A 24,349-nucleotide genomic window follows, 5' to 3' on the forward strand; every position below is an offset into this window, starting at 1 on the left:
AGTGGCACGCAGGCGTAGCCGCTGGCGCGGGCGTTCGCGGCGTGCTAGGTGCGGCGATCAGAGGGCGGGTCGCCGCATCCGATTCGAGAAACTCGACCCGGCCAGCACCCCCAGGGAGATCGCCACCATCGTCGACAGTGTGGTCAGAAGCGAGTTGGCACCGGCCGCGTCGCCGCCGAGCAGATCGGCCACGCCGACGAGTCCGATGGCGCCCGGGACGAGCAACCAGAATGCCGGGGTGAAGCTGACGAGGGCCGCGGGACCGGACGGCTGGCGAGCGACGAGCGCGGTGATCGGGGTGATGACCAGGGCGCCGACGAATGCGGAGAGGATCCCGCCGACGGCCAGGTCGCCGATGACCTGCGCGGAATAGGCGATGTAGAGCACCAAAAGGATCCAACCGATGCTCCGGCGCGGAGCGCTGCGGTGGAAGGAGATTCCGATGCCGAACACGGCGACCGCGATCCACGGCGCGAAAGGGCCGAGTGCCGCCGGGTTCTCCGCGAAGTCGAAGTCCGGCACACCCACGACGGCGGCCCCGGTGACGATGCCCGCCCCGAGCAGCACGAGCTGCATCGCACCGGCGGCGAGCCTGCCTGCGCCCGAGATCATCTGGCCGGTGGCCAGCTCGAGTGTCGCCGTCGTGAGGAGGGTTCCCGGCAGAAGAACGACCAGAGGCGCGATCAGGGCGGCGAGGATGCCGGCACCCCATCCGGCACGGAGCAGAGCGAAGATCGCGACGGACACCGTGAATGCCACAGCGACGGTGATCAGCGCGGTATAGCGGCGGGGGAGGCGATCGCTGACGAGGAGGGCGGCACCGGTCACAAGCCCGAGCACGCTCGCGAGCGCGACGCCGATCCAGGTGGCCCCCAGGAGGACCGCGAGCGCGGAGCTGAGGAATGCGTACCCCACGACACGGAGCGGCCAGCTGTAGGTCGGTGCCATCGCCCGGATCTGCTCGATCCGGGCAATCGTCGATGTGGGGTCCATGATCCCCGTGCGTGCGGCATCGACGGCGCGTTGCACCTCGTCGATCTGTGAGAACAGCAGCCCGTCGTTCCCGCTGCTGACCGCTCCGGTACTGCGCTGGCCGCCGCCCTTGGCGGAGACCATCAATCCGTTCGGGAACACCAGCACGTCACTCGCGGGCAGCCCGTTCGTGCGGGCGATCTCGGCGAGCGCGAGTTGCACGGTCTCGACGGAATACCCGGCATCGATCATCGCGATGCCGATGGCCTCGGATGCCGCGACCATCGCCGCCGCATCCGGGTCTGCGGTCTTGCTGACCGGGACCGACCCGGTGATGACGGCGAACTTCGCGCTTTCGGCAATGTCCTTTCGGCCACGGCGACGTGTCGCCACCAGCACGATCAGCCCGACCGAGAGCACCACGATCGCGGCGACCGTTGAGATCGCTGAACTGTCCACCGGTCACCCGCCCCTGTCCGATGGCGCGTCAGGGGGTGCGGTCGAAGGCGCCGTCGCGCGTGGAGACGATGTCCTTGCCGAGGGGCATGAGGGAGATCGGGATCATCTTGAAGTCGGCGATCGCCATCGGGATGCCGATGATCGTGAGGCACAGCGCGATGCCGCTCGTCAGGTGCGCAAGCGCCAGCCACCACCCGGCGAAGATGACCCAGATCACGTTGCCGAGGAACGACGCGACACCGGCAGTGGGCTTGGCGACGATCGTGCGTCCGAACGGCCAGAGGACGTACCCGGCGGTGCGGAAGGAGGCGATCGCCCAGGGGATCGTGATGATCGGGATGCACAGCACCACACCCGCGAGGACGTACCCGAGGAAGAGCCAGAACCCGGCGAGGATCAGCCAGATGATGTTGAGCAGTGTGCGCATCGTCCCATTGTGGTGCCTGCCTGCCTGGCAACCGCTACCGGTCGTATGGCGAAGCGCCCGGCGGGCGTCTCACGAGTCACAGCTGTTGACATCCGCACCACGGGCCATGCGACTCAGCAGGGTTCCGCCGGAGGGGTTCCCGCGGGAGTGAGGTGTCGGAGGGGCGACCTAGAATTGTCAGGATATGCCTGACCCCATCACACCCGTCGTCGTCGGATCGTCCACCCCCGGCACGGGCCGCCCCGACGAGGACCTCCTCGCCGGCCTCAACGCGCCGCAGCGCGAGGCCGTCACCTACCGTGGCGCGGCGTTGCTGATCGTCGCGGGCGCCGGCTCCGGCAAAACGAGCGTGCTGACCCGCCGCATCGCCTCGCTCCTGCGGACGCGCGAGGCCTGGCCGAGCCAGATCCTCGCGATCACGTTCACGAACAAAGCCGCGGGCGAGATGCGCGAGCGCGTACAGCAGCTCGTCGGCGACACGGCGCAGGGCATGTGGATCTCGACCTTCCACTCGGCGTGCGTGCGCATTCTCCGCCGTGAAGCCGAGCAGTTCGGGTTCACGAAGAGCTTCACGATCTACGACTCCGGCGACTCGCGCGCGCTCATCAAGCGTCTCGTGAAGGAACATGAGGCGGATGCCTTCGGCCTGACCCCGGCCTCCGTCCAGTCGCGCATCTCGAAGCTCAAGAACGAACTCGCCGATGCAGAGTCGTACGGGCGATCGGCGAACATGTCCGACCCCGCGGAGCGGCTGTTCGTCGAGATCTTCGGTGACTATCAGCGCGCGCTGCAGAAGGCCAACGCGTTCGATTTCGACGACCTGATCGCGCAGACGGTCTACCTCTTCCGCGCGTTCCCGCACGTCGCGGACGTGTACCGCCGGCGCTTCCGGCACATCCTGGTCGACGAATACCAGGACACCAACCACGCGCAATACGCGTTGATCCACGAGCTCACCCGCCCGCCGAGCGGTGCTGCAGCCGACCGCTTCGAAAGCGGCGGCATGATGATCTTCGACGCACCGCCGGCCGCTTCGCCCGAGCTCAGCGGCGCATCGCTCACGGTCGTCGGCGACTCCGACCAGTCGATCTATGCGTTCCGCGGGGCGGACATCCGCAATATCTCCGAGTTCGAACGCGACTATCCCGGCGCCAAGGTCGTGCTTCTCGAGCAGAATTACCGCTCGACCCAGACCATCCTGAGCGCCGCGAACGCCGTGATCGGCAACAACTTCGACCGGAAAGACAAGAAGCTCTGGACCGATGTGGGAGCGGGCGAGAAGATCGTCGGCTTCACCGGGTACTCGCAACACGACGAGGCCCAGTTCGTCGCCGACGAGGTCGAGACGCTCCGCAAGGCCGGCGTCGACTATGCCGGAATGGCGGTCTTCTATCGCACCAACTCGCAGTCGCGAGCGCTGGAGGAGATCTTCATCCGCTCGGCCGTGCCCTACAAGATCATGGGCGGCACGAAGTTCTACGATCGGGCCGAGATCAAGGATGCCCTGGCCTATCTCGTCGCGGTCGCCAACCCCGCCGACGAGCTGGCGGTTCGCCGCATCCTGAACAAGCCGCGGCGCGGCATCGGCGATGTGACGGAAACGGCGATTGCGCGGTTCGCCGCGGAGGAGGGCATCTCCTTCCGCGACGCCTTGGCCAACGCGTCCGCGCTCGGCGTCGGTCCCAAGATCCAGAAGGCGATCGCGCATCTCGACGCTGTCCTGGTCGAGGCGACCGCGATCATGCTCCCCGCCTCGGGTGAGGTCGCACCCCCGACGGCCGTGACCGACGGGCTGAACGTCCTGCTCGGCAAGAGCGGGTATCTCGATGCGCTGCGCATCTCGAAGGATCCGCAGGACGAGGCCCGCGTCGAGAACCTCGACGAGCTCGTCGCCGTGACTCGCGAGTTCGCGCGCAACAACCCCGACGGCACGCTGCTCGATTTCCTGACCGAAGTCGCGCTGGTGTCGGATGCCGACGACCTCGACGACGCAACCGGCTCGGTCTCGCTCATGACCCTGCACACGGCGAAGGGCCTCGAGTACGACGCTGTCTTCCTCACCGGGGTCGAAGAAGACCTCCTCCCGCACCGGATCTCCGCCGGTGAGCCGGGCGGCCCGCAGGAGGAGCGGCGATTGTTCTACGTCGGCATCACCCGGGCGCGCAAGCGTCTGCATCTCTCGCTCGCGATGACCCGCGCGCAGTTCGGCGAGGTCACCGTCGCGATGCCGAGCCGGTTCCTGCAGGAGATTCCGCACGATCTGATCGACTGGCGTCAGTCGCCCGGCGATGTCAACTCGCGGGGTGGCATGCAGTCGCGGGCGCTCAACGCCCGGCGGCCCGGCGGAGGGTTCGGGGGCTCCGGTTCCGGCGGCAACCGCTACGGCGACGAGCTCGTCCCGTTGCCTCAGCGCGATCGTCCGGCGAGCGACATCTCGAAGTTCGCGAACCGCATCCCGGCGAAAGTGCGCGACAACAGCGACCTCGAACTCGCGGCGGGAGACCGCATCCGGCACGAAGACTTCGGTGAGGGACGCGTCGATATGGTGACCGGAGAGGGGGCCAAACGCATCGCGCATGTCCGGTTCGACTCGGCCGGACCCAAAAAGCTCCTCATCAAGATCGCACCGATCAGCAAACTCTGACCGCGTTAGGCTCGCACAATGGCTCTGTTCTCCCGTCGCCCGAAGAAGGATGCCGCACCGACCCCTGCCGCTCCGGCCGAACCGGTCGAAGATGCATCCGCCGTCGCGTCGGTCGGAGACGCGCTACCGGACTCGGTTCCGGATGAGTACGTCCCCGAAGTCGGGATCTCGGTGTCGACGTTCGGTCAGCCGGCACCGGTGAAGCGCCGGGCGGCGGCTGCCGAAGCGCCGACTCCGACCGAGACAATCCCGGGACTTGTGGACAATGCGGTGCTCAAGGCCGCGCTCGATGCGCTGCCCGAGAAGCCCAAGAAGCTCGACGTCATGAACGTGATGCGCCAGGTGCTGCAGGGGCACCTGTATGTCCGCGTGCGTGGCGATGCGCGCAGTCTTCTCGCGGCCGGGGAGCCGCTCACCCTCGCCGTCTCGACGATCGGCGAGAATCGGTTCCTGCTCGCCTTCAGCGGGGGAGCCGCGTTGCAGGCCAGCATCCGCGCGGACGGCGATTCGGCGACCTCGGCGATCAGCCAGCCCGCCGTGAACATCCTGCGCAATGCGCTGTCCGGCCCCTACTCGGGCATGATCCTCGACCATGCCGTGGCCGGTTCGCGGATCGTGCTGCCGACACCTCTCATCCAGAAGGCACTCGACGAAGCCGACCCCGAGCTCACGCTCAAGTCTCTCCTGAGCGCACCGCGGCACGAACTGACGGCCCTCGACGTGGTTGATGCGCTCACGCGTGTGAAGCTCTGGGTCGCGGGTGGCAACTCGGAGGACGGCGCCCGGCTCGGCCTCGCCGAGTCACGCACGACCGACGGTCAGCGCCGGCTTGAAGTCTTCTCGCACCCGCTCGAGGTGCTCGCGATGCGTCGCGGCGATCGGCCGCTGCCGCTGACGGGCGCTCAGCTGGGCAAGGCGCTCACCGCGGATGCCGGCCTGACGGGCATCGTGGTCGACCCGGGCGGTCCGTGGATCGCGCTGGACCGCGTTCAGCTCGCGCCCGTGCTCGCCCTGGCCGACTGACCGCGGTCGGGCCTGGGGCCTATCGCGGGCGCGAGGAAGGCGCCTAGGGTCGGGGCATGGCATCGGAACGTGTGTCCCTGCAGGTCGGCGACCGCGATGTGTCGCTGTCGAGCCCCAACCGGGTGATCTGGCCGGCCCTCGGGATCACCAAACGCGAGCTCGCCGAGTACACGATCGCGGTGGCCGAGCCGTTCCTGCGGGCCAACGGACATCGGCCGGTGTCACTCGAGCGATTCCCGGACTCGGTCGACGGTGAGGCGTTCTTCTCGAAGAACCCACCGCGCGGAGCTCCCGACTACGTGCACGAGGTGATGTGCACCTACAACAGCGGTCGGACGCATCCGCAGGTCGTCCTCGATGAGGCGGCGGCGATCGTCTGGGCCGTGCAGATGAACACGGTCGTCTTCCACCCGTGGGCCTCGCTGGCGGACGACACCGACAATCCGGTCGAGCTCCGCATCGACCTGGACCCGCAACCGGGGACCGATTTCGCCGATGCCGCGGCCGTCGCGCCGGCCCTGCGCGAGGTGCTCCGCGAAGCGGGTCTCGAACCGTGGCTGAAGACGAGCGGGAACCGCGGCATCCACGTGTTCTGCCCGATCGCGCCCACGCACGAGTTCCTCGATGTGCGTCACGCCGTCATCGCCGCGGGGCGGGAGCTCGAGCGTCGTCTGCCCGACAGGGTCACCACCGCGTGGTGGAAAGAGGAGCGGGGTGAGCGCATCTTCATCGACTTCAACCAGGCGAACCGCGATCGGACGATGGCCGGTGCCTACAGTCCGCGCGCGTTGCCGACAGCCACGGTCGCCACGCCGATCACGTGGGACGAGTTGGCGGCCGGCGTGGACCCGGCCGCGTTCACCGTACGGACCGTTCCGCAGCGCCTGATCGACCTCGGCGACCCGTGGCGGGATCTGCAGACGTCGCCGGGCCGCATCGACACGCTCCTGGCGTGGTGGCAACGCGACCTCGACGCAGGGCTCGGAGAGCTGCCGTTCCCGCCGGAGTTCCCGAAGATGCCGGGTGAGCCGCCGCGCGTTCAGCCGAGCCGCGCGAAGAAGACCTGATCAGTCCTGCAGGGCGGCGTCGCCGGGATGCTTGGGACGCGCCCAGCGGGCGGGCATGTTCGGCCCGTCCCACACCTGCACGATGCCCCACGCGACGGCCGTGATCGGCACGGCGAGAACTGCCCCGACGATGCCGCCGACGACCGCGCCGACGGTCAACGCGACCAGGACGACGAAGGCGTGCAACTTCATCGAGCGCCCCATGAGGAATGGCTGGAGGAAGTTGCCCTCGAGCTGGTTGACGAGCACGACGACACCGACCACGAGGAGCGCGACGACCCATCCGTTGGCGACGAGGGCGACGAGGGCCGCGAGGATGCCGGCGACCGTCGCCCCGACGATCGGAATGAACGCGAGGATGAAGACCAGTGCGGCAAGCGGCAGGGCGAGCGGCACCTGCAGGATGAGGAGTCCGATGAGGATGCCGATCGCGTCGACGGCTGCGACGGCCGCCGTGCCGCGAATGTACGACCCGAGGGTCGACACGGTCTTGTCGCCGATCCGGCGCGCCCGCTCGTACTCCGCGCCGCGGAAGGGGCGGAGGAGGAACGCCCACATCTGCGGGCCGTCCTTGAGGAAGAAGAACAGCACCGTCACGAGCAGGACGAACCCGGTTACGAAGTTGGCGACCGCGCCGACACCCGCGAGAGCTCCCGAGCCGAACTGCGCGCTCGTGACGAAGTCGGTGAGGGCACCCATCCACTCGTCCAACTGGGTGGGAGAGGGCGCGAACGGCAGGGTGTTGATCCACGCGACGACATCCTGGAAGCCCTGTTGAGCCTGCGTGGCCAGATCGTCCCACTGGTTCTGGACGGCCCAGACGATGAGCCAGCCGACGCCGCCGAGGAGCGCCACAATGGCGAGGAGCGTCACGAGCGTCGCGACGATCGACGGGACGCCGTGCCCCCGCATCCATCGCATGACCGGCGCGAAGGCCGACGCCAGGATCAGGGCGAGGACGAGGGGGATCGTGACGACCGTGATCAGCTGGATGCCGAAGATCACCGCGCCCGCCACCGTCACGACGAGAATCAGCTGGAGGCAGCGGATCGCGAGAGACCCGAAGCCGTCCGACCAGAGACGCCCAGGAGCGCGCTCTGAGCCGGAGTCGACGGTCAGATGACCCGTCACGGGCAGCGGGGTCGAATCACGGCGGAACAGTCCCATGCGTCGACCGTATCCGACTCTCGGGACGACGCCGGATGGGTTGACAAGCCGCGGTCAGGCCGCATTCAGCACGGGGCGTGACCACTCGCGTTCGGTCAGCACGCGCGCGACGGTCAACCCGATCGCGAGCGCCACGACGACGAACACGGCCGTGAATCCGTTCTGGATAGCAGCGACCGTGTCGCCGTCGATGACCCCGGCGATCGATCGGTACGAGGCCGCGCCCGGCACCATGATGAGGACGGCCGGCACGGTGATCGTGACCCTCGCGGCACGAAGGCGGTCGGACACGAGGTAGGCGCCGAGGCCCACCGCCAGCGCGGCGAGCGCGGCGGCCGCAGGAGCGATCACTCCGGCATCCACGAGGTACAGGCGCCCGACATTCGCGATGGCGCCGAGCGCCGCCGCGGCCAACGCGATCGTCCACGGCGTCGAGAACAGCAGCGCGAAGCCGAGGACGCCCACGAAACCCGCCGCGAGCCGCATGAGCGAGAGCAGGGGTTCGTCGAACTGAGGGGATGCCGTCTGCGTCACCGTCGTCTGGAAGACGGCGGCAATGCCCCACACCGCGGTGCCGGTGGCGAGCAGGATGAGCGCGGCATAGACGACCCGGGCGATACCCGCGTTCAGATCGAGGCGTGCGAGATCCAGCGCCCCCGTGACGAGCGCGAACCCAGGCACGAGATAGAGCACGGCGCTCGTGAGGGCGGCATCGTGCTGGGCCCCGGGCAGTCCGATCAGCGTGAACAGCTCGGCGACGGCGAGATAGACCAGCAGGGCCGTCACCGCCGACACGAAGACGATGAGGAACTCGTTCGTGCGGAACCGGTGGATCAGCATCCGTACCCATTGGCCCGCGGCCGCGGCGACGCCGACGGCGACGAACTCCTGCCAGCCGCCGTTGTTCAACAGGGCGAAGGCGGCGCACGCGAGCGCGGCGGCCACTACCCGGAGGGCTTCCGGGTACCGGTGCGGCAGGCGATCGATCGCGTCGAGGCGCTGCTGTACGTCGCGGGGGGAGGTGCCGGGCTCGAGAGTGTTCGTCAGGCGTTTGAGCTCGGTGATCTTGGTCGCATCGACGCCGGGGCGCCGGACCTCGGCGACCCGGGTGCGGAACATCTGTCCGCGGCTCGCGGTCGCGACGATGTCGTTCATCCCGACGCGGCAGTGGAGATCGTCGATGCCGACGGCGTGCGCCGTGCGCTCCATGCTGTCGCGGACACGCGCCGAGGATGCCCCGGAGGAGAGCATGAGAGCGCCGAGCCGCATGACGACGTCGGTGCGGGCGATGAACTGCACCGGCTCCAGCCGCAGTTCCTCAGTGTGCGTGGGCACCGGGTCGGCGTCGCCGGGGAGGCCTGTCATGCCTCGATCCTGGCACCGGAAACGGGATCTCGCGAACGACGGTTATTCACGGCCGGACCCATTGCCTCGGCCGCCGGGCTCTTGTAACCTCGGGGCCATGAGGTCGCCGGTACGGGACTTCCGGGCCCGCAGGGCCGGCCGCCGGTGTCCGGCGCCGCTGCGGGCCCGAACCCGTTTTCGGCCGCGTCAGCCCAGGACGTCCGCGAGATCGTAGGCGGCGACCGTCTCCAGCTGCTCGTACGTGCACGAGCGCGGATCGCGGTCTTCTCGCCACCGCTCGAACTGCACCGTGTGGCGGAAACGGTGGCCTTCGAGCTGGTCGTAGCGCACCTCGAGGACCCGTTCGGGCCGCAGGCGCACGAACGACACGTCGCTGGATGCCGTGAACCGCGAACGATCGGAGGCCCCGGTCAGCGGATCACCGTCGTCGCCCCGGGCAACCAGCGGCGCCAGTTCGTCGATGAGATCCCGGCGGCGCGCGTCGGTGAAGGCGGCGACTCCGCCGACCCCGTGGAGCTCACCGTCCGCACCGTAGAGACCGACCAGCAGCGACCCGACCCCTTGCCCGCTCTTATGGATGCGGTAGCCGATCGCGACGACATCCGCCGTCCGAGCGTGCTTGATCTTCAGCATCGTGCGCGCGCCCGGGGCATAAGGCTGATCGAGTGGTTTGGCGACGACACCGTCGAGCCCGGCACCCTCGAATTCGGCGAGCCAGCGTGCGGCGAGGGCGGCATCCGTCGTCGTCCGGGTGAGGTGGATGGGCCCCGGTGGAACCGCAGCGATCAAGGATTCAAGCTCGGCGCGGCGCACCGAGAACGGCTCCGACTGGAGGTCGCGGTCGCCGCGGGCGAGGAGATCGAACGCGATGAACATCGCGGGCGTCTGGGCCGAAAGGAGCGCCACTCGCGAGGCGGCGGGGTGGATGCGCTGCGACAGTGCGTCCCACTGCAGACGGGCCGGCTCGCCCGTGGCGACGACGATCTCCCCGTCGAGCAGACACGGTTCAGGCAGAAGCTCAGCGAAGGCATCGACGAGTTCGGGGAAGTAACGCGTGAGCGGCTTCGCGCCCCGCGATCCGATCACGACCTCGGCGCCGTCCCACGAGACGATTGCGCGGAACCCGTCCCACTTCGGTTCGAAGCTCAGGCCGCCGGGCATCTTCGCAGGGTCGGGGATCCCGGCGACGGCTTTCGCGAGCATCGGTGTGGGGATCTCATACGGCATCTCCCCATCCTGCCGCGCCGAGCCGCGCACAGCGAGGGGTGTCTGTTCAGCAGCGTTTGAGACTGAGTGGCACGTATGATGGTCCTCAGTCTCATCTGGATTGTCTCGCGAGGAACACATCATGGTCACCATCCCGTATCAGCCGCCCGTCGAGGATTACACCTTCCTCTATCGCGAGGTGTTCGGCGCCGACGTCGTCGCGCGCGCGACCGACGGCGAACTCACCGCTGAGGATGCCACCGATGTGATCGCCGGCGCGGGGGAGTTCGCCGCATCGGTCCTCGCGCCGCTTCAAGCCGTCGGCGATCGTGTCGGCGCGCGGCTCGAGGACGGCCGGGTGCGGATGCCGGAGGGCTTCGCCGAGGCGTACCGTGCGTTCGTCGACGCCGGCTGGGTGACGGCCGAGGCCCCGGTCTCGGCAGGTGGTGACGGACTGCCGGGCGCCGTCCGGGCCGGGCTCGGCGAGATCTGGAACGCCTCCAACGCCGCCTTCGCACTGTGCTGGCTGCTGACCGCCGGACAGATCCACGCGCTTGACGCCGCGGCATCCGACGACATCCGCGAGACGTACCTGAGCAAGCTCGTCTCGGGCGAGTGGACCGGGACGATGAACCTGACCGAGCCCGATGCCGGCACCGATCTCGGCGGCATCCGCACGATGGCGACGCCGCAGGACGACGGAACCTGGGCGATCCGCGGTCAGAAGATCTTCATCACGTGGGGTGACCACGACATCGCCGAGAACATCGTCCACCTGGTGCTCGCGCGTACCCCCGGAGCTCCCGAGGGTGCGAAGGGGTTGTCGCTGTTCGTCGCCCCCCGCCTGCTCGTCGGCGCAGATGGCTCGCTCGGCGCGCGGAACGCGGTCGAGACCGTCGCGCTCGAGCACAAGCTCGGCATCCATGGCAGCCCCACATGCGTGCTGTCCTACGAGGATGCAACCGGCTACCTCGTCGGCGAGGTCGGGGGCGGTCTCGCCGGCATGTTCGTCATGATGAACTCCGCACGCATCGGTATGGGTTTCCAGGCGACCGGCATCGCCGATCGCGCGTATCAGCAGGCCGTCGCCTACGCGCAGTCGCGGACGCAGGGCCGTGTGCAGGGTCGTGGTGCCGGCGCGCCGATCGCCGAGCATCCGGACGTACGGCGGATGCTGCTGTCGATGTCGAGCCGTATCTTCGCGATGCGCGCTCTCGGCGTCTACGTCGCCGACCTGTTCGACCGTGCCGACGCCGATCCGGCCGTCACTCCTCTCGCCGAGTTCTTCGTCCCGGTTCTCAAGGGATGGGCGACGGAGGATGCCGTGGCCCTCACGAGCGACGCGATCCAGGTGCACGGCGGCATGGGCTTCATCGAGGAGACCGGTGTCGCGCAGCACTATCGCGACGCGCGGATCATGCCGATCTACGAGGGCACGACGGCCATCCAGTCCAACGATCTGATCGGGCGAAAAGTCCTTCGCGATGGTGGCGCGACGGCGGAGGCGCTCTTCGCGCAGATCGCGGAGACGGCGGACGGGCTGCGCAGAAGCGACGAGCCGGTCGCGGCGCGCATGGCCGAGCGGCTCGATCGCGCCGTCGCGGCTGCTCGCCGCGCGACGGACGATGTCCTCGGCTTCGCAGGTTCTCCGCGCGACGCGCACGCCGTCAGCGTGCCGTATCTCATGCTGCTCGGCACGCTCGCGGGCGCGTGGATGCACGCCCTCGCGGTGGCGGCCGTGCTCGCGCACGCCACCTCCGACGCGCAGGATGCCGCCCGCCTGACCGCCGCGGACTTCTACGGCGCCCACCACCTGCCGCGCGTGCACGCCCTGGCCGAGACCGTGGCCTCCGGCGAGATCGCCTGACCCGCGCCGGGGCCCTTGTGCCCCGCCGAGCGCGCCGCCAGGGGGAGGGGAAAGCGGAGGGGGAGAAAGCGTTAGAAGGAGTCGCGGAGGCGGCGGGCGACCTCGGCGGCCGGCATCCGGCGCGGGAAGACCGCGACGACGACGTCGTCGGTGCGGGCATCTTCGCCATCGGGGTGCACGCCGAAGCGGTGCAGAAGTCCTTCATACGCTTCGGTGAGGACCGACTCGGAGATGTCGTCCGTCCCGCGGAGCAGTCGACGCAACACGTGGTTGTGCACCGCCGTCACGGCGGCGGAGAAAGCGACCGCGTCGATCGGGTCGAGCCCGGGCAATGCCGCCCGCAGATATTCGTCGAACAGGCGCTCGTACTGGAAGACCGTCACGATCTCGCGTTCGCGGAGCGCCGGCACCTGACGCACGACCGCGTAGCGGCGGCGAGCGAGTTCGGGTTCGGCGGCGAAGTGGCGGAAGACCTCGACGGATGCCGCACACGCCGTCGCCCACGGATTGGTCGTCGCGGTCGCGTCGGCTTCGGCGAGGAACGTCCGCAACTGGGACAACAAGACGTCGTGATCGCTGAAGACGACATCGTCCTTGCCGCCGAACTGGCGGAAGAACGTAGACCGTGACACCCCCGCCGCCTGTGCGATCTGCTCGACCGAGGTCGCTTCGAATCCCTGGGCGGCGAACAGGTCGAGCGCAGCGGCAACAACGGTGTTGCGGGCGGTCGTCGGAGCGGGCTCACTCATGGGGGAGAGCCTAACGCGCATGCCGCGCCCCGCACCTCCGGGCGAGCGCAGGCGGGCACGGGCATTCAGGTTCGCGTACTAGGCTGACATACTGGTCGATCTCTCGACATCGAGAGACTTTCGGCACCGAAACCACAGTCGCCCAGCGAAGGATTGCACGTGGATCTCTACGAGTACCAGGCACGAGACCTGTTCGAGAAGTACGAGGTGCCGGTGCTTGCCGGCATCATCGCCGACACCCCTGAGGAGGCGAAGGCCGCAGCCGAGAAAATCGGCGGTGTGGTCGTCGTCAAGGCCCAGGTCAAGACCGGAGGCCGCGGCAAGGCCGGCGGAGTGAAGGTCGCCAAGACCGCGGACGAAGCCTTTGAAGCAGCGCAGGCGATCCTCGGCCTCGACATCAAGGGACACGTCGTCAAGCGGGTCATGGTCGCCGCGGGCGCCCAGATCGAGAAGGAGTTCTACTTCTCGGTACTGCTCGACCGATCGAACCGCTCCTACCTGTCGCTGTGCTCGGTCGAGGGCGGCATGGAGATCGAGGAGCTCGCGGTCGAGCGCCCCGAGGCCCTCGCCAAGATCGAGGTCAACCCGCTGACCGGCATCGACAGCGCGAAGGCGCTCGAGATCGCCAAGGCCGGCGGTTTCGATGACGAGCTGGCGCCGAAGGTCGCCGACGTCTTCGTCAAGCTCTACGACGTCTACAAGGGTGAGGGCGCGACGCTCGTCGAGGTCAACCCGCTCATCCTCGACGCGAGCGGCAACATCATCGCGCTCGACGGCAAGGTCACCCTCGACGACAACGCGTCCGAGGTGCGTCACCCCGAGCACGAAGAGCTCGAAGACAAGGATGCGGCCGACCCGCTCGAAGCGAAGGCCAAGGCATCCGGCCTCAACTACGTCAAGCTCGACGGCCAGGTCGGGATCATCGGCAACGGTGCGGGCCTGGTCATGTCGACGCTCGACGTCGTCGCCTACGCCGGTGAGAACCACGGCGGCGTCAAGCCCGCCAACTTCCTCGACATCGGTGGCGGCGCCTCGGCGACCGTCATGGCCGCGGGCCTGGACGTCATCCTCGGCGATGCGCAGGTGAAGAGCGTGTTCGTCAACGTCTTCGGCGGCATCACGTCGTGCGTCGCCGTGGCGGAGGGCATCGTCAAGGCGCTCGAGATCCTCGGTGACGCGGCATCCAAGCCCCTCGTCGTGCGCCTCGACGGCAATCAGGTCGACGAGGGCCGCGCGATCCTCGCCGCCGCCAACAACCCGCTCGTGACCCTCGCCGCCGGTATGGACGAGGGCGCCGACAAGGCCGCCGAGCTGGCGAACGCCTGAGAATCGGAAGCAGAGAAATGTCTATCTACCTCAACAAGGACTCCAAAGTCATCGTCCAGGGCATCACCGGCGGCGAGGGCACCAAGCACACGGCGCTGATGCTGAAGGCCGGCACCCAGGTCGTCGGCGGCGTCAACGCGCGCAAGGCCGGCACCACGGTCTCGCACACGGACAAGGACGGCAACGCCGTCGAGCTCCCCGTCTTCGCATCGGTGGCCGAGGCCATCGCCGCGACCGGCGCCGACGTGTCGATCGCGTTCGTGCCGCCGGCGTTCACGAAGGACGCGATGATCGAAGCCATCGACACCGAGATCCCGCTGCTCGTCGTCATCACCGAGGGTGTGCCCGTCGGTGACACGGCAGAGGCCTGGGCGTACGCGCAGAGCAAGGGCAACAAGACCCGCATCATCGGTCCGAACTGCCCCGGCATCATCACGCCCGGTGAAGCGCTCGTGGGCATCACGCCCGCCAACATCACCGGCAAAGGACCGATCGGTCTCGTGTCGAAGTCGGGCACTCTCACGTACCAGATGATGTTCGAGCTGCGTGACCTGGGCTTCTCGACCGCGATCGGCATCGGCGGCGACCCCGTCATCGGAACGACCCACATCGACGCGCTCGCCGCGTTCGAGGCCGACCCCGAGACGAAGGCGATCGTCATGATCGGCGAGATCGGCGGCGACGCCGAAGAGCGCGCGGCGGACTACATCAAGGCGCACGTGACCAAGCCCGTCGTCGGCTACGTCGCCGGCTTCACCGCCCCCGAGGGCAAGACCATGGGCCACGCCGGCGCCATCGTGTCGGGCTCCGCAGGCACGGCGCAGGCGAAGAAGGAGGCCCTCGAGGCTGCTGGCGTCAAGGTCGGCAAGACGCCGTCCGAGACCGCCGCTCTCATGCGCGAGGTCATCGCCGCGCTGTAACGCGCTGCCAACGACGAAGGGGTGGATGCCGAGAGCATCCACCCCTTCGTCGTTGTCCGGACCGGACGGATCGGATGTCAGACGGCGGTCGGGCCGTGCGTCGCCGGGGCGGCCGCCTCGGGCGGTCGGGTCAGCGCGTCGACGAGCTGGGAATCGACGTCGTCGAACGCCTGCGCGACCGCGGCGGCCTGCTCGCGGAGCGCGGAGACCTCCTTGATCAGGTTTCTCCGGTTGTCGTCCCAGCCGCCCGCGAAGTCCTCCACAGCGCGCGAGAGCTCGCTCACCGGGATGACCGACGCGAGGCTCGACGCGTCGGCTGCCGCGTTCTCGAGCGTGCGGGTGACACGATGCATGTCGTTCGCCACCTGCTGGACCTGCTCGGTGTCGAGTCTCAGGCTGCCGGCCATATCGAGCTCCTTCCCTCATCGCCCGGCACGATCGCGATCGCACGGGCCAGTTCGTCGTATACGGGGCGCAACCGCAGGAAGCGCGGGATGTCTGCGTCGCCGATCACCATGATGATGTCGCGGTCGGGCAACCGCCACACCCAGTGCGCCACCGCGCTCACGGTGCCGTCCGGGTCGGCGACGTGACGCACACTCACCGCGCCGACGCCGAGTGCGTCGCTCTCGAACGGTTCGACGGTGGGGGGACGCACGGCACGATCGTCGAGGAGCCCGAGCAGTTCGTCGTCATCGACGTCGAGCCGGTGCCACTCGTAGAAGCTGGAGATCGCGACCTCCACGTGGGGCTGCGTGAGATACCCATAGCGGTGCTCACCGGTCTCGACTCCGCGGGACAGACCTTCCGCGTAGGCGCGGAAGAGATCCTGCTGGTCGGTGTCGTAGCCGTGGAGGTCGGACAGCGTCGCCACGAGGGTCGAGCTCCAATCCTCCAGCTGGGCGTAGCCCTGCCAGGGGAACCTCGCGGGGATGTACATCCAGCGGGCGGGGTCGGCGTTCACCTGAAGTGTCATGAGCGCTCCTCGCTCGCGGGCGGCCAGTCGAGTGCCTCGAGCATCGTCTCGACCAGCAGGGACAGGGCATCGGTCACCGGCGTGAACTCCGGTACGGGCTGACCGGAGATCGAGGCGAATCCGATAAGGAGAGCGTCCTCGCCCGGGGCGACCCACGTGTACTCGATCGTGCGCAGGAGCGACAGCTCCTCGGCATCCGCTCCCTCGGTCGACGGCTCCGTGACCACTCGGCGCGCCGGCCCGGCATCCGTCTCGCGCACCTCGCCACCCGGGGGCAGGGTTGCGGACGCCGCCGGTACGAGGCTCAGGGAGATCGCGGTGGAGACCGGGACCTGCCACGGCACGCCCAACGGCAGGATGACCGCGAAACAGTCGGCGTCTCGTGCGTCGTCCAGGACCGATGCGAGCCACGCTTCGAGGCGGTGGATGAACGGCCCGATGCTGTCGCGCGGACCGCTCTGCCACGCATCCTGGAACACTTTCCGAGCGGTCTCACTGTTTTCGGCGCTGACCGGAATGGACGCCCACCCGGGCGGCACGACATAGCGCGGCCGGTGAGCGATCACGGCGGCCGTCACGAGCCCACCCGCCACGTGCTCGCCTGGTGGACGTTGTCGTTGTACCAGTCCGAGGCGCCGTTCAGTGCGTCGCCCACGACGTTGTCGGTCAGCCCGTCGGGCAGAGCATCCAAGAGGGCCGGCAGTCGCTCACCGAGGGTCGCATCAGCCTGCTGGAAGACCAGGTTGGTACCGGTCGCAAGCTGTTGTGTGAAGCGGTGCGTCTGGCCGAGAGCAGTGAGAGCCTCGATCGTGGCGTTGCTGCCCGTGACGGTCGGATTCTGCAGCAGGCGCAGGAAGTCGGCGTTGGATCCGCCCTTCGCGGTGATCAGCTCGACGGCGCGGCGCAGGAATGCCGGTGAATTCTGCCCGAGGGAGAGTCCGGGGATCGGGGTCTTCACGGTCGTGAGCGCGCCGCTCAGGACGTTGTCGAACTGGTTGGTGACCAACCGCGACGCGGCGGCGAAGCCCCGGGCGCTCGCCTGCGGCAGGGCGTTGCTGACGACGGCGAGCCGGTTGGCGCGCATGAGGTTCACGACCTGGCCCACGCCGCGCGAGGCGATCGCGCCGACGCCGAGGGTCGCGACCGCGAGGACGTCGAGGGCGAAGTCCACCCAGGAGATCTCACCGGCGGCCGCGAGGAGCAGACTGAGCCCCGCGGTGAGGAGGCCCGCGGCCAGGGCGAACGGGGCGAGCACCGGGAAGACGAAGCTCAGCACGGACAGAACCGCGGTGATCACCTGGAGTGCCTGTCGGATCGCCTTCAGGATCTCGGCGTTCTCCTGCACCCAGCCGAGCACGTTGTCGAGGAACGAGTCGTTGAGGCCGTCGCCGTTGGTGGCCGTCTCGAATCGAGAGGCGGCATTCCTGCCGGACTGACGGAGAGTCTCCAGGATCGTGTTGAACCGGGTCTGCGCTGACGACAGTGTTCCCTGGTGTGTGCTCGCCCGCGAGTGCATGCGGATGAGCTGCTGATTGAGATCGATCATCTCGGTCGGATCAGTGATCGACAGGCGCTGACGTTCGAACTCGCGGATGCGGCCGTTCGCGTAGGTCAATTGCGCCTGGGCGTCGCTCTGCTCCTCGACGATGGGCGCAGCCTGCGCCTGTGCCGTTTCGAGGTCGGTGGCGAAGTCTCCGAGGGCGTCGGACGCCACGCGGTAGCGGTTCTCGAGGGTGGCCAGTTTGTCGGCGACCGCCGTGGCGTTCTCCGCGAGGACATCCAACGCATCGCTGCGGTGGTTGCGCGTTTCCGCGATCGCGGTGCGCAAACCCGACACGGAGTCGAGGATCGCATCAGCGGTCCGTGCGTAGCGCGAGGCCCGCGTGCGGATCGTGGTGGGATCGCCCGGAATCGGTGCGATCGTCGTGGGCAGTTCCATCGGCTGCTCCCTTCCTCGACGATGCTAGGCGGAGCGTGCAGGGCGGCGCGATGGGGAGGACTCCCCATGTTGCGGCGGAGTCAAGCAGAGCCGATCCGGATGCCGCCCGCCAGGCGGTCGAGCTCGGCCTCGACGGCGGCGAACCGGTCCGGCTCCACGCCCTCGACGGTCATCAGCACAGCGCGCTTTCCGTCATCCCAGTGCCAGGTCGCGGTGACCGTGGGCGTTCCTCGCCCCGCGAGGGTGCGGACCGTGCGCACGGCCGTTCCTGGTCCGGCGGTGAACGGCGTCGAGCGCGGGGGTATGGCGTCTTCGCCGTCGATCGCGCGCACGAGCGCGCGTGCCAGTCCGAGGTCGTTGGTGGCGCTGTCGAAGATGTCCACGGAGAGTTTCCGCGGGTCGCCGTCCTGGAGGGTGAGGTGCTGGCGTGACCGCTTCCAGGTGTCTCCGTCCGCCGTGATCTGAAGTGCGGGGATCGATGCGCGATCCTTCTGCTCCTCACGCGGACGACGAGTATCTGCTTTCTTCGTCGGCCGGAAGGCTGCCGCCGCATCCGACACTGCATCCCAGACACCCCGGGAGAGCACCACCAAGAGTGCCAGCACCCACGGCACGACGGCGCCGAGCACGATCCACAGATAGGGAGCACCGAACATGACCGACGCCGCAAGCGTGGTCGACGCGCCGAAGAACGAGACGATGCCGAGGTCCCAGCGGGCGCTGAAGAGAGAGTCCATGAACTGGCCGGGGTATCGCCACGTCGCAATACTGAGCGCCAATGCGCCGAGCGCGGGGATCCACAGAAGCCAGTACGGGGGCGGGAAGACGGGATACCCAGGCCCCGCGCCGAAGATGCCCCCGGCATCCGACGAGGGAACCGTGCCCTGCGCGACGCCGATGCCCGCGATGATCGCGAGCGGAATCACGAGGATCGCCACGAGGGCGATGACTATCCAGCCGAACGCCCCACGGATCCACTCGGCGGCGACGTCGGGATCTCTTCTTCTGGTCACCGGAAGAGCCTATCGACCGCGCGACGCGACGCCGTCATCCCGGAGCGTTCAGCCGAGAAGGACCTCGATCGGGCCGCGCGCGAAGTAGACGACGAATCCGGCGGCGACGACCCACAACAGCGGGCTGATCTTCTTGCCCTTGCCGGAGAGCGAACGGATGACGACCCAGCTGATGAAGCCCGCGCCGATGCCGTTGGCGATCGAGTACGTGAGCGGCATGACCGTGACGGTGAGGAACACCGGGATGAGCGCCGACAACTCGGTCAGATCGATGTGGCGGATCTGCGACATCATCAGCGCACCGACGATCACGAGGGCCGCTGCGGCGATCTCGGTCGGCACGATCGAGGTCAGTGGGGTCAGGAACATCGCGAGCAGGAACAACACGCCGGTGACGAGGTTCGCGAGCCCCGTGCGGGCTCCCTCGCCGATCCCGGATGCCGATTCGATGAACACCGTGTTCGACGACGCCGACGTCGCGCCACCGGCGACGGCGCCGATGCCCTCGACGACGAGCGCCGACTTGAGTCGCGGGAAGTTCCCCTTCTCATCCGCGAGTCCCGCTTCGCGGGACAGGCCCGTGAACGTGCCCATCGCGTCGAAGAAGTTCGTGAACAGGAGCGTGAAGATCAGCATGGTCGCCGCGAGGGCACCGATGCGGCCGAAGCTGCCGAAGAGGTCGAACTGGCCGACCAGGCTGAGGTCCGGCAGGCTCACCCACGACGCGGGCAGCTCGGGCACGGAGAGGCTCCAGCCACCCGGATTGACGGTGCCGTCTGCCCCGAACTTCGGGCCGAGGTTCCAGATCGCTTCGACGATGATCGCGAGCACCGTGCCCGAGAGGAGGCCGATGAGCAGTCCGCCCTTGATCTTCAGCGCCATCAGGACGCCGCAGAGCAACAGCGTGACGACGAACAACAGCGTCGGGACCGTCGCGATCGACCCGGACGCACCGAGGCCGACGGGGGGTGAGCTCTGACCGGTCGACGTGACGAAGCCCGAGTCGACGAATCCGATGAACGCGATGAACAGACCGATACCGACCGTGATCGCCGTCTTCAACTCGAGCGGGACGGCCTCGAAGATCATGCGGCGCAGGCCCGTGACGGCCAGCAGCACGATCAGCAGACCGTTGATGACGACGAGACCCATCGCCTCAGGCCAGGTCACCTGGCCGACGACGGATACCGCGAGGAACGAGTTGATGCCGAGGCCTGCCGCGAACGCGAACGGGAGGCGGGTGACCAGTCCGAACAGAATCGTCATGACGCCCGCGGTCAGCGCGGTCACAGCGGCGACCTGGGTGAACGCGAGGTTGTCGCCGACAACGTCGGTGCCGCCGGAGAGGATGATCGGGTTCAGGATCACGATGTAGGCCATCGTGATGAAGGTGACGAGCCCTCCTCGGATCTCGGTGGCGATCGTCGATCCGCGCTTCGTGATCTCGAAGAAGCGGTCGAGACCGCGTGCGGGTGTGGTGCCTTCAGCCTGATCGGCCGACGTGGGTGCGCTCATGAGTATCCTCCTGGAGAAACGTAGCGGGTATGGGCGGATGCCGGAGACCGGGGCGTGGCCGACCGTGACCCGAGCCGGTGGTCGGTAGGGTCGAACCCGCATGAATCGCCTCCTCGTCACCCTCCTCGCCGCTTTCGACGCCGTCATCACCGCTGCCGTCGGACTCGTCGCTGCGCTCGCGCCGCTGACCGTGCTGTGGGTCATCGGCTTCAGCGGGGGAGTGGATTGGGGTGCACTCTGGCCTGCCGCTGCGCGACTCTGGCAGCTGGGCCACCTCGTGCCGCTGCACGTCACGCTCCCGGCGGAGTACCTGGCGGTGACCGGCATCCCCGAGGATGCCGCGCAGTTCGCGCTCTCGCTCGCCCCCCTGGCATTCGCAGGGTTCAGCGCGCTTGCGGGTGCGCGATCGGGAGCCCGCGCCGCCCGCGCGGGTGCAGGCCTGTTCGGCGTCGCGTCGGGCGCTTTCGTCTTCGCCGCGATCGCCGTGCTCGTGCGGCTGAGCTCCGGCAACCCCGTCGCGGCGATCTTCACGTGGCAGGCGGTCCTGGCTCCCGCGCTGGTCTTCGTCGTGCCCGCGCTGATCGCCGCGGTCGTCGTCGCCTGGCGCGTGGGCGACGACGGTCCCGTCGACGCCGTGCGCCCGCGCCTCGGCCAGCACGGGGAGGCCGCTGCAGCCGCGACCGGACTCGGGGTCGCGATCGCGGGCCTGCTCGGTGTCGGCGCGCTGCTCGTGGTCGTCGGACTCGTGATCCGGGGCGGCGAGGTCGTCGCCCTCTACGAAGCCGCTCACGTCGACGTCGTCGGCGCGATCGTCTTCACCCTCGGTCAGCTGGCCTATCTGCCGAACCTCGCGGTGTGGGGCATGGCCTTCGCCGCCGGGCCCGGTTTTGCGATCGGCGTCGGCACGAACGTGTCACCCGCCGGGACGAGCCTGGGCGTGATCCCCGGCATCCCGATCCTCGGAATCGTGCCCGAAACCTTCAGCTTCTGGATGCTCCTCACGATCCTCGCCGTGATCGCCGTCGGGTTCCTGGCCGGGTGGGCCGCGCGGGCACGACTGGGCAACGTCGGCGCGGCGCCGCGGCTCGCGGTCCTCGCCGCAATCACGGTCCTCGGTGGTGCCGCGGCTGCCCTGCTGTCGGTCGTGGCGTCCGGCTCCGTCGGTCCCGGGCGCCTCGCGGTCGTCGGCCCCGACCCGGGTCCGGTCGCCCTCGCTGTCGGGCTGGAGATCGGCGTCGGCGTCGCGATCGCGCTGCTCACCCCCGCGCGACACACGCCGCAGACCGAGTGGGAGACCTACGTGCCGGCCGAGCGGGCGTTCGTCCCGGCGGCCATCCCGTTCGACCACGATGTCCCGGCGACAGACACCCCGTCCGCGGGCGACATCCCCCCGACGGCGGATGCCGGGGACACCATCCCTCTCGAGCTCGATTTCGGCGACGACGCGCGCGCCGAACCGAGGCCGCGCCCGCCGGTAGACTGAACGGGTGCTCACGGTCGCCGTTCTCATCTCGGGTACAGGCTCCAATCTCCGGGCCCTTCTCGAGGCTGCTGACGAGCCCGATTTCCCCGCGCGCATCGTCGTGGTCGGCGCCGACCGCGAGGCCGACGGGTTCGCACACGCCGAGGCGTTCGGCATCCCGACGTTCCTCGTGCCGTTCGAGCAGTTCGAGAACCGCGCGGCCTGGGGCGAGGAGCTCCAGCGTCACCTCGAGGTCTGGTCACCGGACCTGGTCGTCCTGAGCGGCCTCATGCGCCTGCTCCCGGCGGGCGTCGTCGACGCGTGGGCACCGCGCCTGATCAACACGCATCCGGCGTATCTTCCGGAATTCCCCGGGGCGCACGGCGTCCGTGACGCCCTCGCCGCCGGCGTTTCCGAGACCGGTGCGAGCGTCATCGTGGTCGACACGGGCGTCGATACGGGCCCGATCCTCGCGCAGGAGCGTGTTGCCGTGCGGGGCGATGACACCGAGCACACGCTGCACGAACGCATCAAACCGGTCGAGCGACGGCTGCTGATCGATGTGGTCCGCCGCATCGGTGCCGGCGACCTCGACCTCGCATCTTTCACCACCTGAACATCCCCGAACACAGGAGCTCCGCATGGCCGGTCCGTCCATCGACCCCGCCCTCTACCGTCCGCGCGACATCGTGCCCGTGCGCCGCGCACTGATCTCGGTCAGCGACAAGTCCGGACTGCTGCCGCTCGCCCAGGCGCTCGCCGCGGCCGGCGTCGAAATCGTCTCGACCGGTGGATCGGCTGCGCTGCTGCGCGACGCCGGACTCACGGTGGCCGATGTCTCCGAGATCACCGGATTCCCGGAATCCCTCGGCGGCCGTGTGAAGACCCTGCACCCGAGTGTGCACGCGGGCCTGCTCGCCGACCTTCGCCTGGAGGACCACGAGGCGCAACTGGACGATCTCGGCATCCTGCCGTTCGAACTCGTCGTGGTGAACCTCTACCCGTTCATCGAGACCGTCGCCTCCGGCGCGACCGGCGATGCTGTCGTCGAACAGATCGACATCGGCGGGCCGGCGATGGTGCGGGCATCCGCGAAGAACTACGCCAACGTCGCGATCGTCGTCTCGCCCGCCTCGTACGACACGATCATCGAGGCCATCGGTCAGGGTGGCACATCCCTCGGGCAGCGCCGCGAGCTCGCGGCACGCGCCTTCGCGCACACGGCCGACTACGACCGCGCCGTGGCGGCCTGGTTCGCGGAAGAGACCCTGAGCCTCGACGGCGAGCTGCCGCAGCACCTCACGATCAAGGCCGAGCGGCTCGAAACCCTCCGCTACGGCGAGAACTCGCACCAGCGCGCCGCGATCTATTCGCGCGTCGGCGGTCACGGCATCGCACAGGCGACGCAGCTGCAGGGCAAAGAGATGTCGTACAACAACTACGTCGACGCCGATGCTGCCCTCCGCGCCGCGTTCGACATGGTCAAGCCGGCGGTCGCGATCATCAAGCACGCCAACCCGTGCGGCATCGCGACGGCATCCGCCCATGCCCTCGATCCGATCGCCTCGGCCCACCTCCGTGCGCACGAGTGCGACCCGGTCTCGGCCTTCGGCGGCGTGATCGCGGCCAACCGTACGGTGACCCTCAAGATGGCCGAAAACCTCCGCGACATCTTCACCGAGGTCATCGTCGCACCGGACTTCGAGCCCGAAGCCCTCGAGGTCTTCCGCCTGAAGAAGAACCTTCGCGTCTTGCGCCTGCCCGCCGACTGGCAGCAGGAGCGCATGGACGTCCGGCTCGTCTCGGGCGGCCTGCTGCTGCAGGATGCCGACCGTTTCCCCGCCGAGATCGAGTCGCTCGTCGACGGCTGGGAGCTCGTCACCGGCGAGATGCCCGACGACAGTGAGAAGACGAACCTCGCGTTCGCGTGGAAAGCCTGCCGCGCGGTCAAGTCCAACGCGATCGTCCTCGCGCAGGCCTCGGCGACTGTCGGCATCGGCATGGGGCAGGTCAACCGCGTCGACTCGTGCCGCCTGGCCGTCGAGCGCGCGGGAGCCCGCGCGGCGGGGTCGGTGGCAGCATCCGATGCTTTCTTCCCCTTCGCCGACGGAGCGCAGGTGCTCATCGACGCCGGAATCACCACGATCATCCAGCCGGGCGGTTCGGTGCGCGACCAGGAGGTCATCGACGCCGCCCGCGAGGCCGGCGTGACGATGTTCTTCACCGGAGAGCGCCACTTCTTCCACTGACCC

The 24,349-nt window shown here is 68.7% G+C and carries 21 protein-coding genes; 9 read left to right on the forward strand and 12 right to left on the reverse strand.

From position 1 onward, the window contains the following. Positions 1-57: 57 nt before the first annotated feature. Both N4R40_RS09935 and N4R40_RS09940 read right to left on the reverse strand, forming a co-directional pair. Positions 58-1,431: a threonine/serine exporter family protein gene (locus tag N4R40_RS09935; protein WP_261607216.1), complete on the reverse strand. Its 1,374-nt coding sequence runs from the start codon at positions 1,429-1,431 to the stop codon at positions 58-60. Between the two features lie 28 nt (positions 1,432-1,459). After that, positions 1,460-1,858, reverse strand: coding sequence for a YccF domain-containing protein (locus tag N4R40_RS09940; protein WP_261607217.1), 399 nt, complete (start codon positions 1,856-1,858; stop codon positions 1,460-1,462). Positions 1,859-2,042: 184 nt separating this feature from the next. Here N4R40_RS09940 and N4R40_RS09945 point away from each other — a divergent pair, with 184 nt between their 5' ends. From N4R40_RS09945 to ligD, 3 genes are read left to right on the forward strand one after another with little or no spacing between them, the layout of a single operon-like run. Further along, positions 2,043-4,502 carry an ATP-dependent helicase gene (locus tag N4R40_RS09945; RefSeq protein ID WP_261607218.1) on the forward strand — a complete coding sequence of 820 codons (2,460 nt, stop codon included), beginning with the start codon at positions 2,043-2,045 and terminating at the stop codon, positions 4,500-4,502. 18 nt (positions 4,503-4,520) lie between these two features. Continuing rightward, a complete protein-coding gene (locus N4R40_RS09950) occupies positions 4,521-5,525 on the forward strand; it encodes an SseB family protein (RefSeq protein WP_261607219.1) in 1,005 nt (334 codons plus the stop codon). Positions 5,526-5,581: 56 nt separating this feature from the next. Then, complete coding sequence (gene ligD / locus N4R40_RS09955; protein WP_261607220.1) at positions 5,582-6,592, forward strand: non-homologous end-joining DNA ligase; 1,011 nt, start codon at positions 5,582-5,584, stop codon at positions 6,590-6,592. On the opposite strand, the gene N4R40_RS09960 is transcribed toward ligD, so the two are convergent. The 3 genes from N4R40_RS09960 to N4R40_RS09970 all read right to left on the reverse strand — a co-directional run bounded on the left by N4R40_RS09960 (position 6,593) and on the right by N4R40_RS09970 (position 10,351). Continuing rightward, positions 6,593-7,759 (reverse strand): AI-2E family transporter, encoded by a 1,167-nt coding sequence (locus N4R40_RS09960; RefSeq protein ID WP_261607221.1) that lies wholly within the window; start codon positions 7,757-7,759, stop codon positions 6,593-6,595. Between the two features lie 54 nt (positions 7,760-7,813). Next, positions 7,814-9,124, reverse strand: coding sequence for a threonine/serine exporter family protein (locus N4R40_RS09965; protein WP_261607222.1), 1,311 nt, complete (start codon positions 9,122-9,124; stop codon positions 7,814-7,816). A 186-nt stretch (positions 9,125-9,310) separates the two neighbouring features. Then, a complete protein-coding gene (locus N4R40_RS09970) occupies positions 9,311-10,351 on the reverse strand; it encodes an ATP-dependent DNA ligase (protein WP_261607223.1) in 1,041 nt (346 codons plus the stop codon). Between the two features lie 121 nt (positions 10,352-10,472). Between N4R40_RS09970 and N4R40_RS09975 the strand changes: the two genes are divergently transcribed. Next, positions 10,473-12,197 carry an acyl-CoA dehydrogenase gene (locus N4R40_RS09975; RefSeq protein ID WP_261607224.1) on the forward strand — a complete coding sequence of 575 codons (1,725 nt, stop codon included), beginning with the start codon at positions 10,473-10,475 and terminating at the stop codon, positions 12,195-12,197. Positions 12,198-12,268: 71 nt separating this feature from the next. Here the strand turns inward: N4R40_RS09975 and N4R40_RS09980 are convergent, their stop codons facing one another. Next, positions 12,269-12,946, reverse strand: a complete 678-nt coding sequence (locus tag N4R40_RS09980) for a TetR/AcrR family transcriptional regulator (protein ID WP_261607225.1) — start codon at positions 12,944-12,946, stop codon at positions 12,269-12,271. A 159-nt stretch (positions 12,947-13,105) separates the two neighbouring features. Between N4R40_RS09980 and sucC the strand changes: the two genes are divergently transcribed. Next, the gene (sucC, locus tag N4R40_RS09985) at positions 13,106-14,272 is read left to right on the forward strand and encodes an ADP-forming succinate--CoA ligase subunit beta (RefSeq protein ID WP_261607226.1); all 1,167 of its coding nucleotides are present in this window, start codon (positions 13,106-13,108) and stop codon (positions 14,270-14,272) included. A gap of 17 nt (positions 14,273-14,289) precedes the next feature. Next, positions 14,290-15,192, forward strand: a complete 903-nt coding sequence (gene sucD, locus N4R40_RS09990; protein ID WP_261607227.1) for a succinate--CoA ligase subunit alpha — start codon at positions 14,290-14,292, stop codon at positions 15,190-15,192. A 77-nt stretch (positions 15,193-15,269) separates the two neighbouring features. Here the strand turns inward: sucD and N4R40_RS09995 are convergent, their stop codons facing one another. From N4R40_RS09995 to N4R40_RS10020, 6 genes are all read right to left on the reverse strand, one after another. Further along, entirely contained in the window at positions 15,270-15,599 is a 330-nt protein-coding gene (locus tag N4R40_RS09995) for a hypothetical protein (protein ID WP_261607228.1), read from the reverse strand. After that, on the reverse strand, positions 15,584-16,168 hold the full coding sequence (locus tag N4R40_RS10000) for a hypothetical protein (protein ID WP_261607229.1): 585 nt from the start codon (positions 16,166-16,168) through the stop codon (positions 15,584-15,586). Before N4R40_RS10000 ends, N4R40_RS09995 begins: the two co-directional genes overlap by 16 nt. Next, entirely contained in the window at positions 16,165-16,761 is a 597-nt protein-coding gene (locus N4R40_RS10005) for a hypothetical protein (protein WP_261607230.1), read from the reverse strand. The genes N4R40_RS10000 and N4R40_RS10005 overlap by 4 nt, the downstream gene beginning before the upstream one ends. Further along, entirely contained in the window at positions 16,743-18,107 is a 1,365-nt protein-coding gene (locus N4R40_RS10010) for a hypothetical protein (protein ID WP_261607231.1), read from the reverse strand. The genes N4R40_RS10005 and N4R40_RS10010 overlap by 19 nt, the downstream gene beginning before the upstream one ends. Positions 18,108-18,187: 80 nt before the next feature. Then, the gene (locus N4R40_RS10015) at positions 18,188-19,120 is read right to left on the reverse strand and encodes a hypothetical protein (RefSeq protein WP_261607232.1); all 933 of its coding nucleotides are present in this window, start codon (positions 19,118-19,120) and stop codon (positions 18,188-18,190) included. Between the two features lie 48 nt (positions 19,121-19,168). Next, the gene (locus N4R40_RS10020) at positions 19,169-20,635 is read right to left on the reverse strand and encodes an NCS2 family permease (RefSeq protein WP_261607233.1); all 1,467 of its coding nucleotides are present in this window, start codon (positions 20,633-20,635) and stop codon (positions 19,169-19,171) included. 100 nt (positions 20,636-20,735) lie between these two features. On the opposite strand from N4R40_RS10020, the gene N4R40_RS10025 reads away from it, so the two are divergent. The 3 genes from N4R40_RS10025 to purH are packed head-to-tail and all read left to right on the forward strand — an operon-like array spanning position 20,736 to position 24,346. Further along, positions 20,736-22,118 (forward strand): cell division protein PerM, encoded by a 1,383-nt coding sequence (locus N4R40_RS10025; protein WP_261607234.1) that lies wholly within the window; start codon positions 20,736-20,738, stop codon positions 22,116-22,118. Between the two features lie 4 nt (positions 22,119-22,122). After that, on the forward strand, positions 22,123-22,713 hold the full coding sequence (gene purN, locus N4R40_RS10030; RefSeq protein ID WP_261607235.1) for a phosphoribosylglycinamide formyltransferase: 591 nt from the start codon (positions 22,123-22,125) through the stop codon (positions 22,711-22,713). A 25-nt stretch (positions 22,714-22,738) separates the two neighbouring features. Next, positions 22,739-24,346, forward strand: coding sequence for a bifunctional phosphoribosylaminoimidazolecarboxamide formyltransferase/IMP cyclohydrolase (gene purH / locus N4R40_RS10035; RefSeq protein WP_261607236.1), 1,608 nt, complete (start codon positions 22,739-22,741; stop codon positions 24,344-24,346). Positions 24,347-24,349 lie beyond the last annotated feature (3 nt).

Origin of the sequence: Microbacterium memoriense (assembly GCF_025398275.1) — a bacterium.
In the GTDB taxonomy this organism is placed as follows: Bacteria; Actinomycetota; Actinomycetes; order Actinomycetales; family Microbacteriaceae; genus Microbacterium; species Microbacterium memoriense.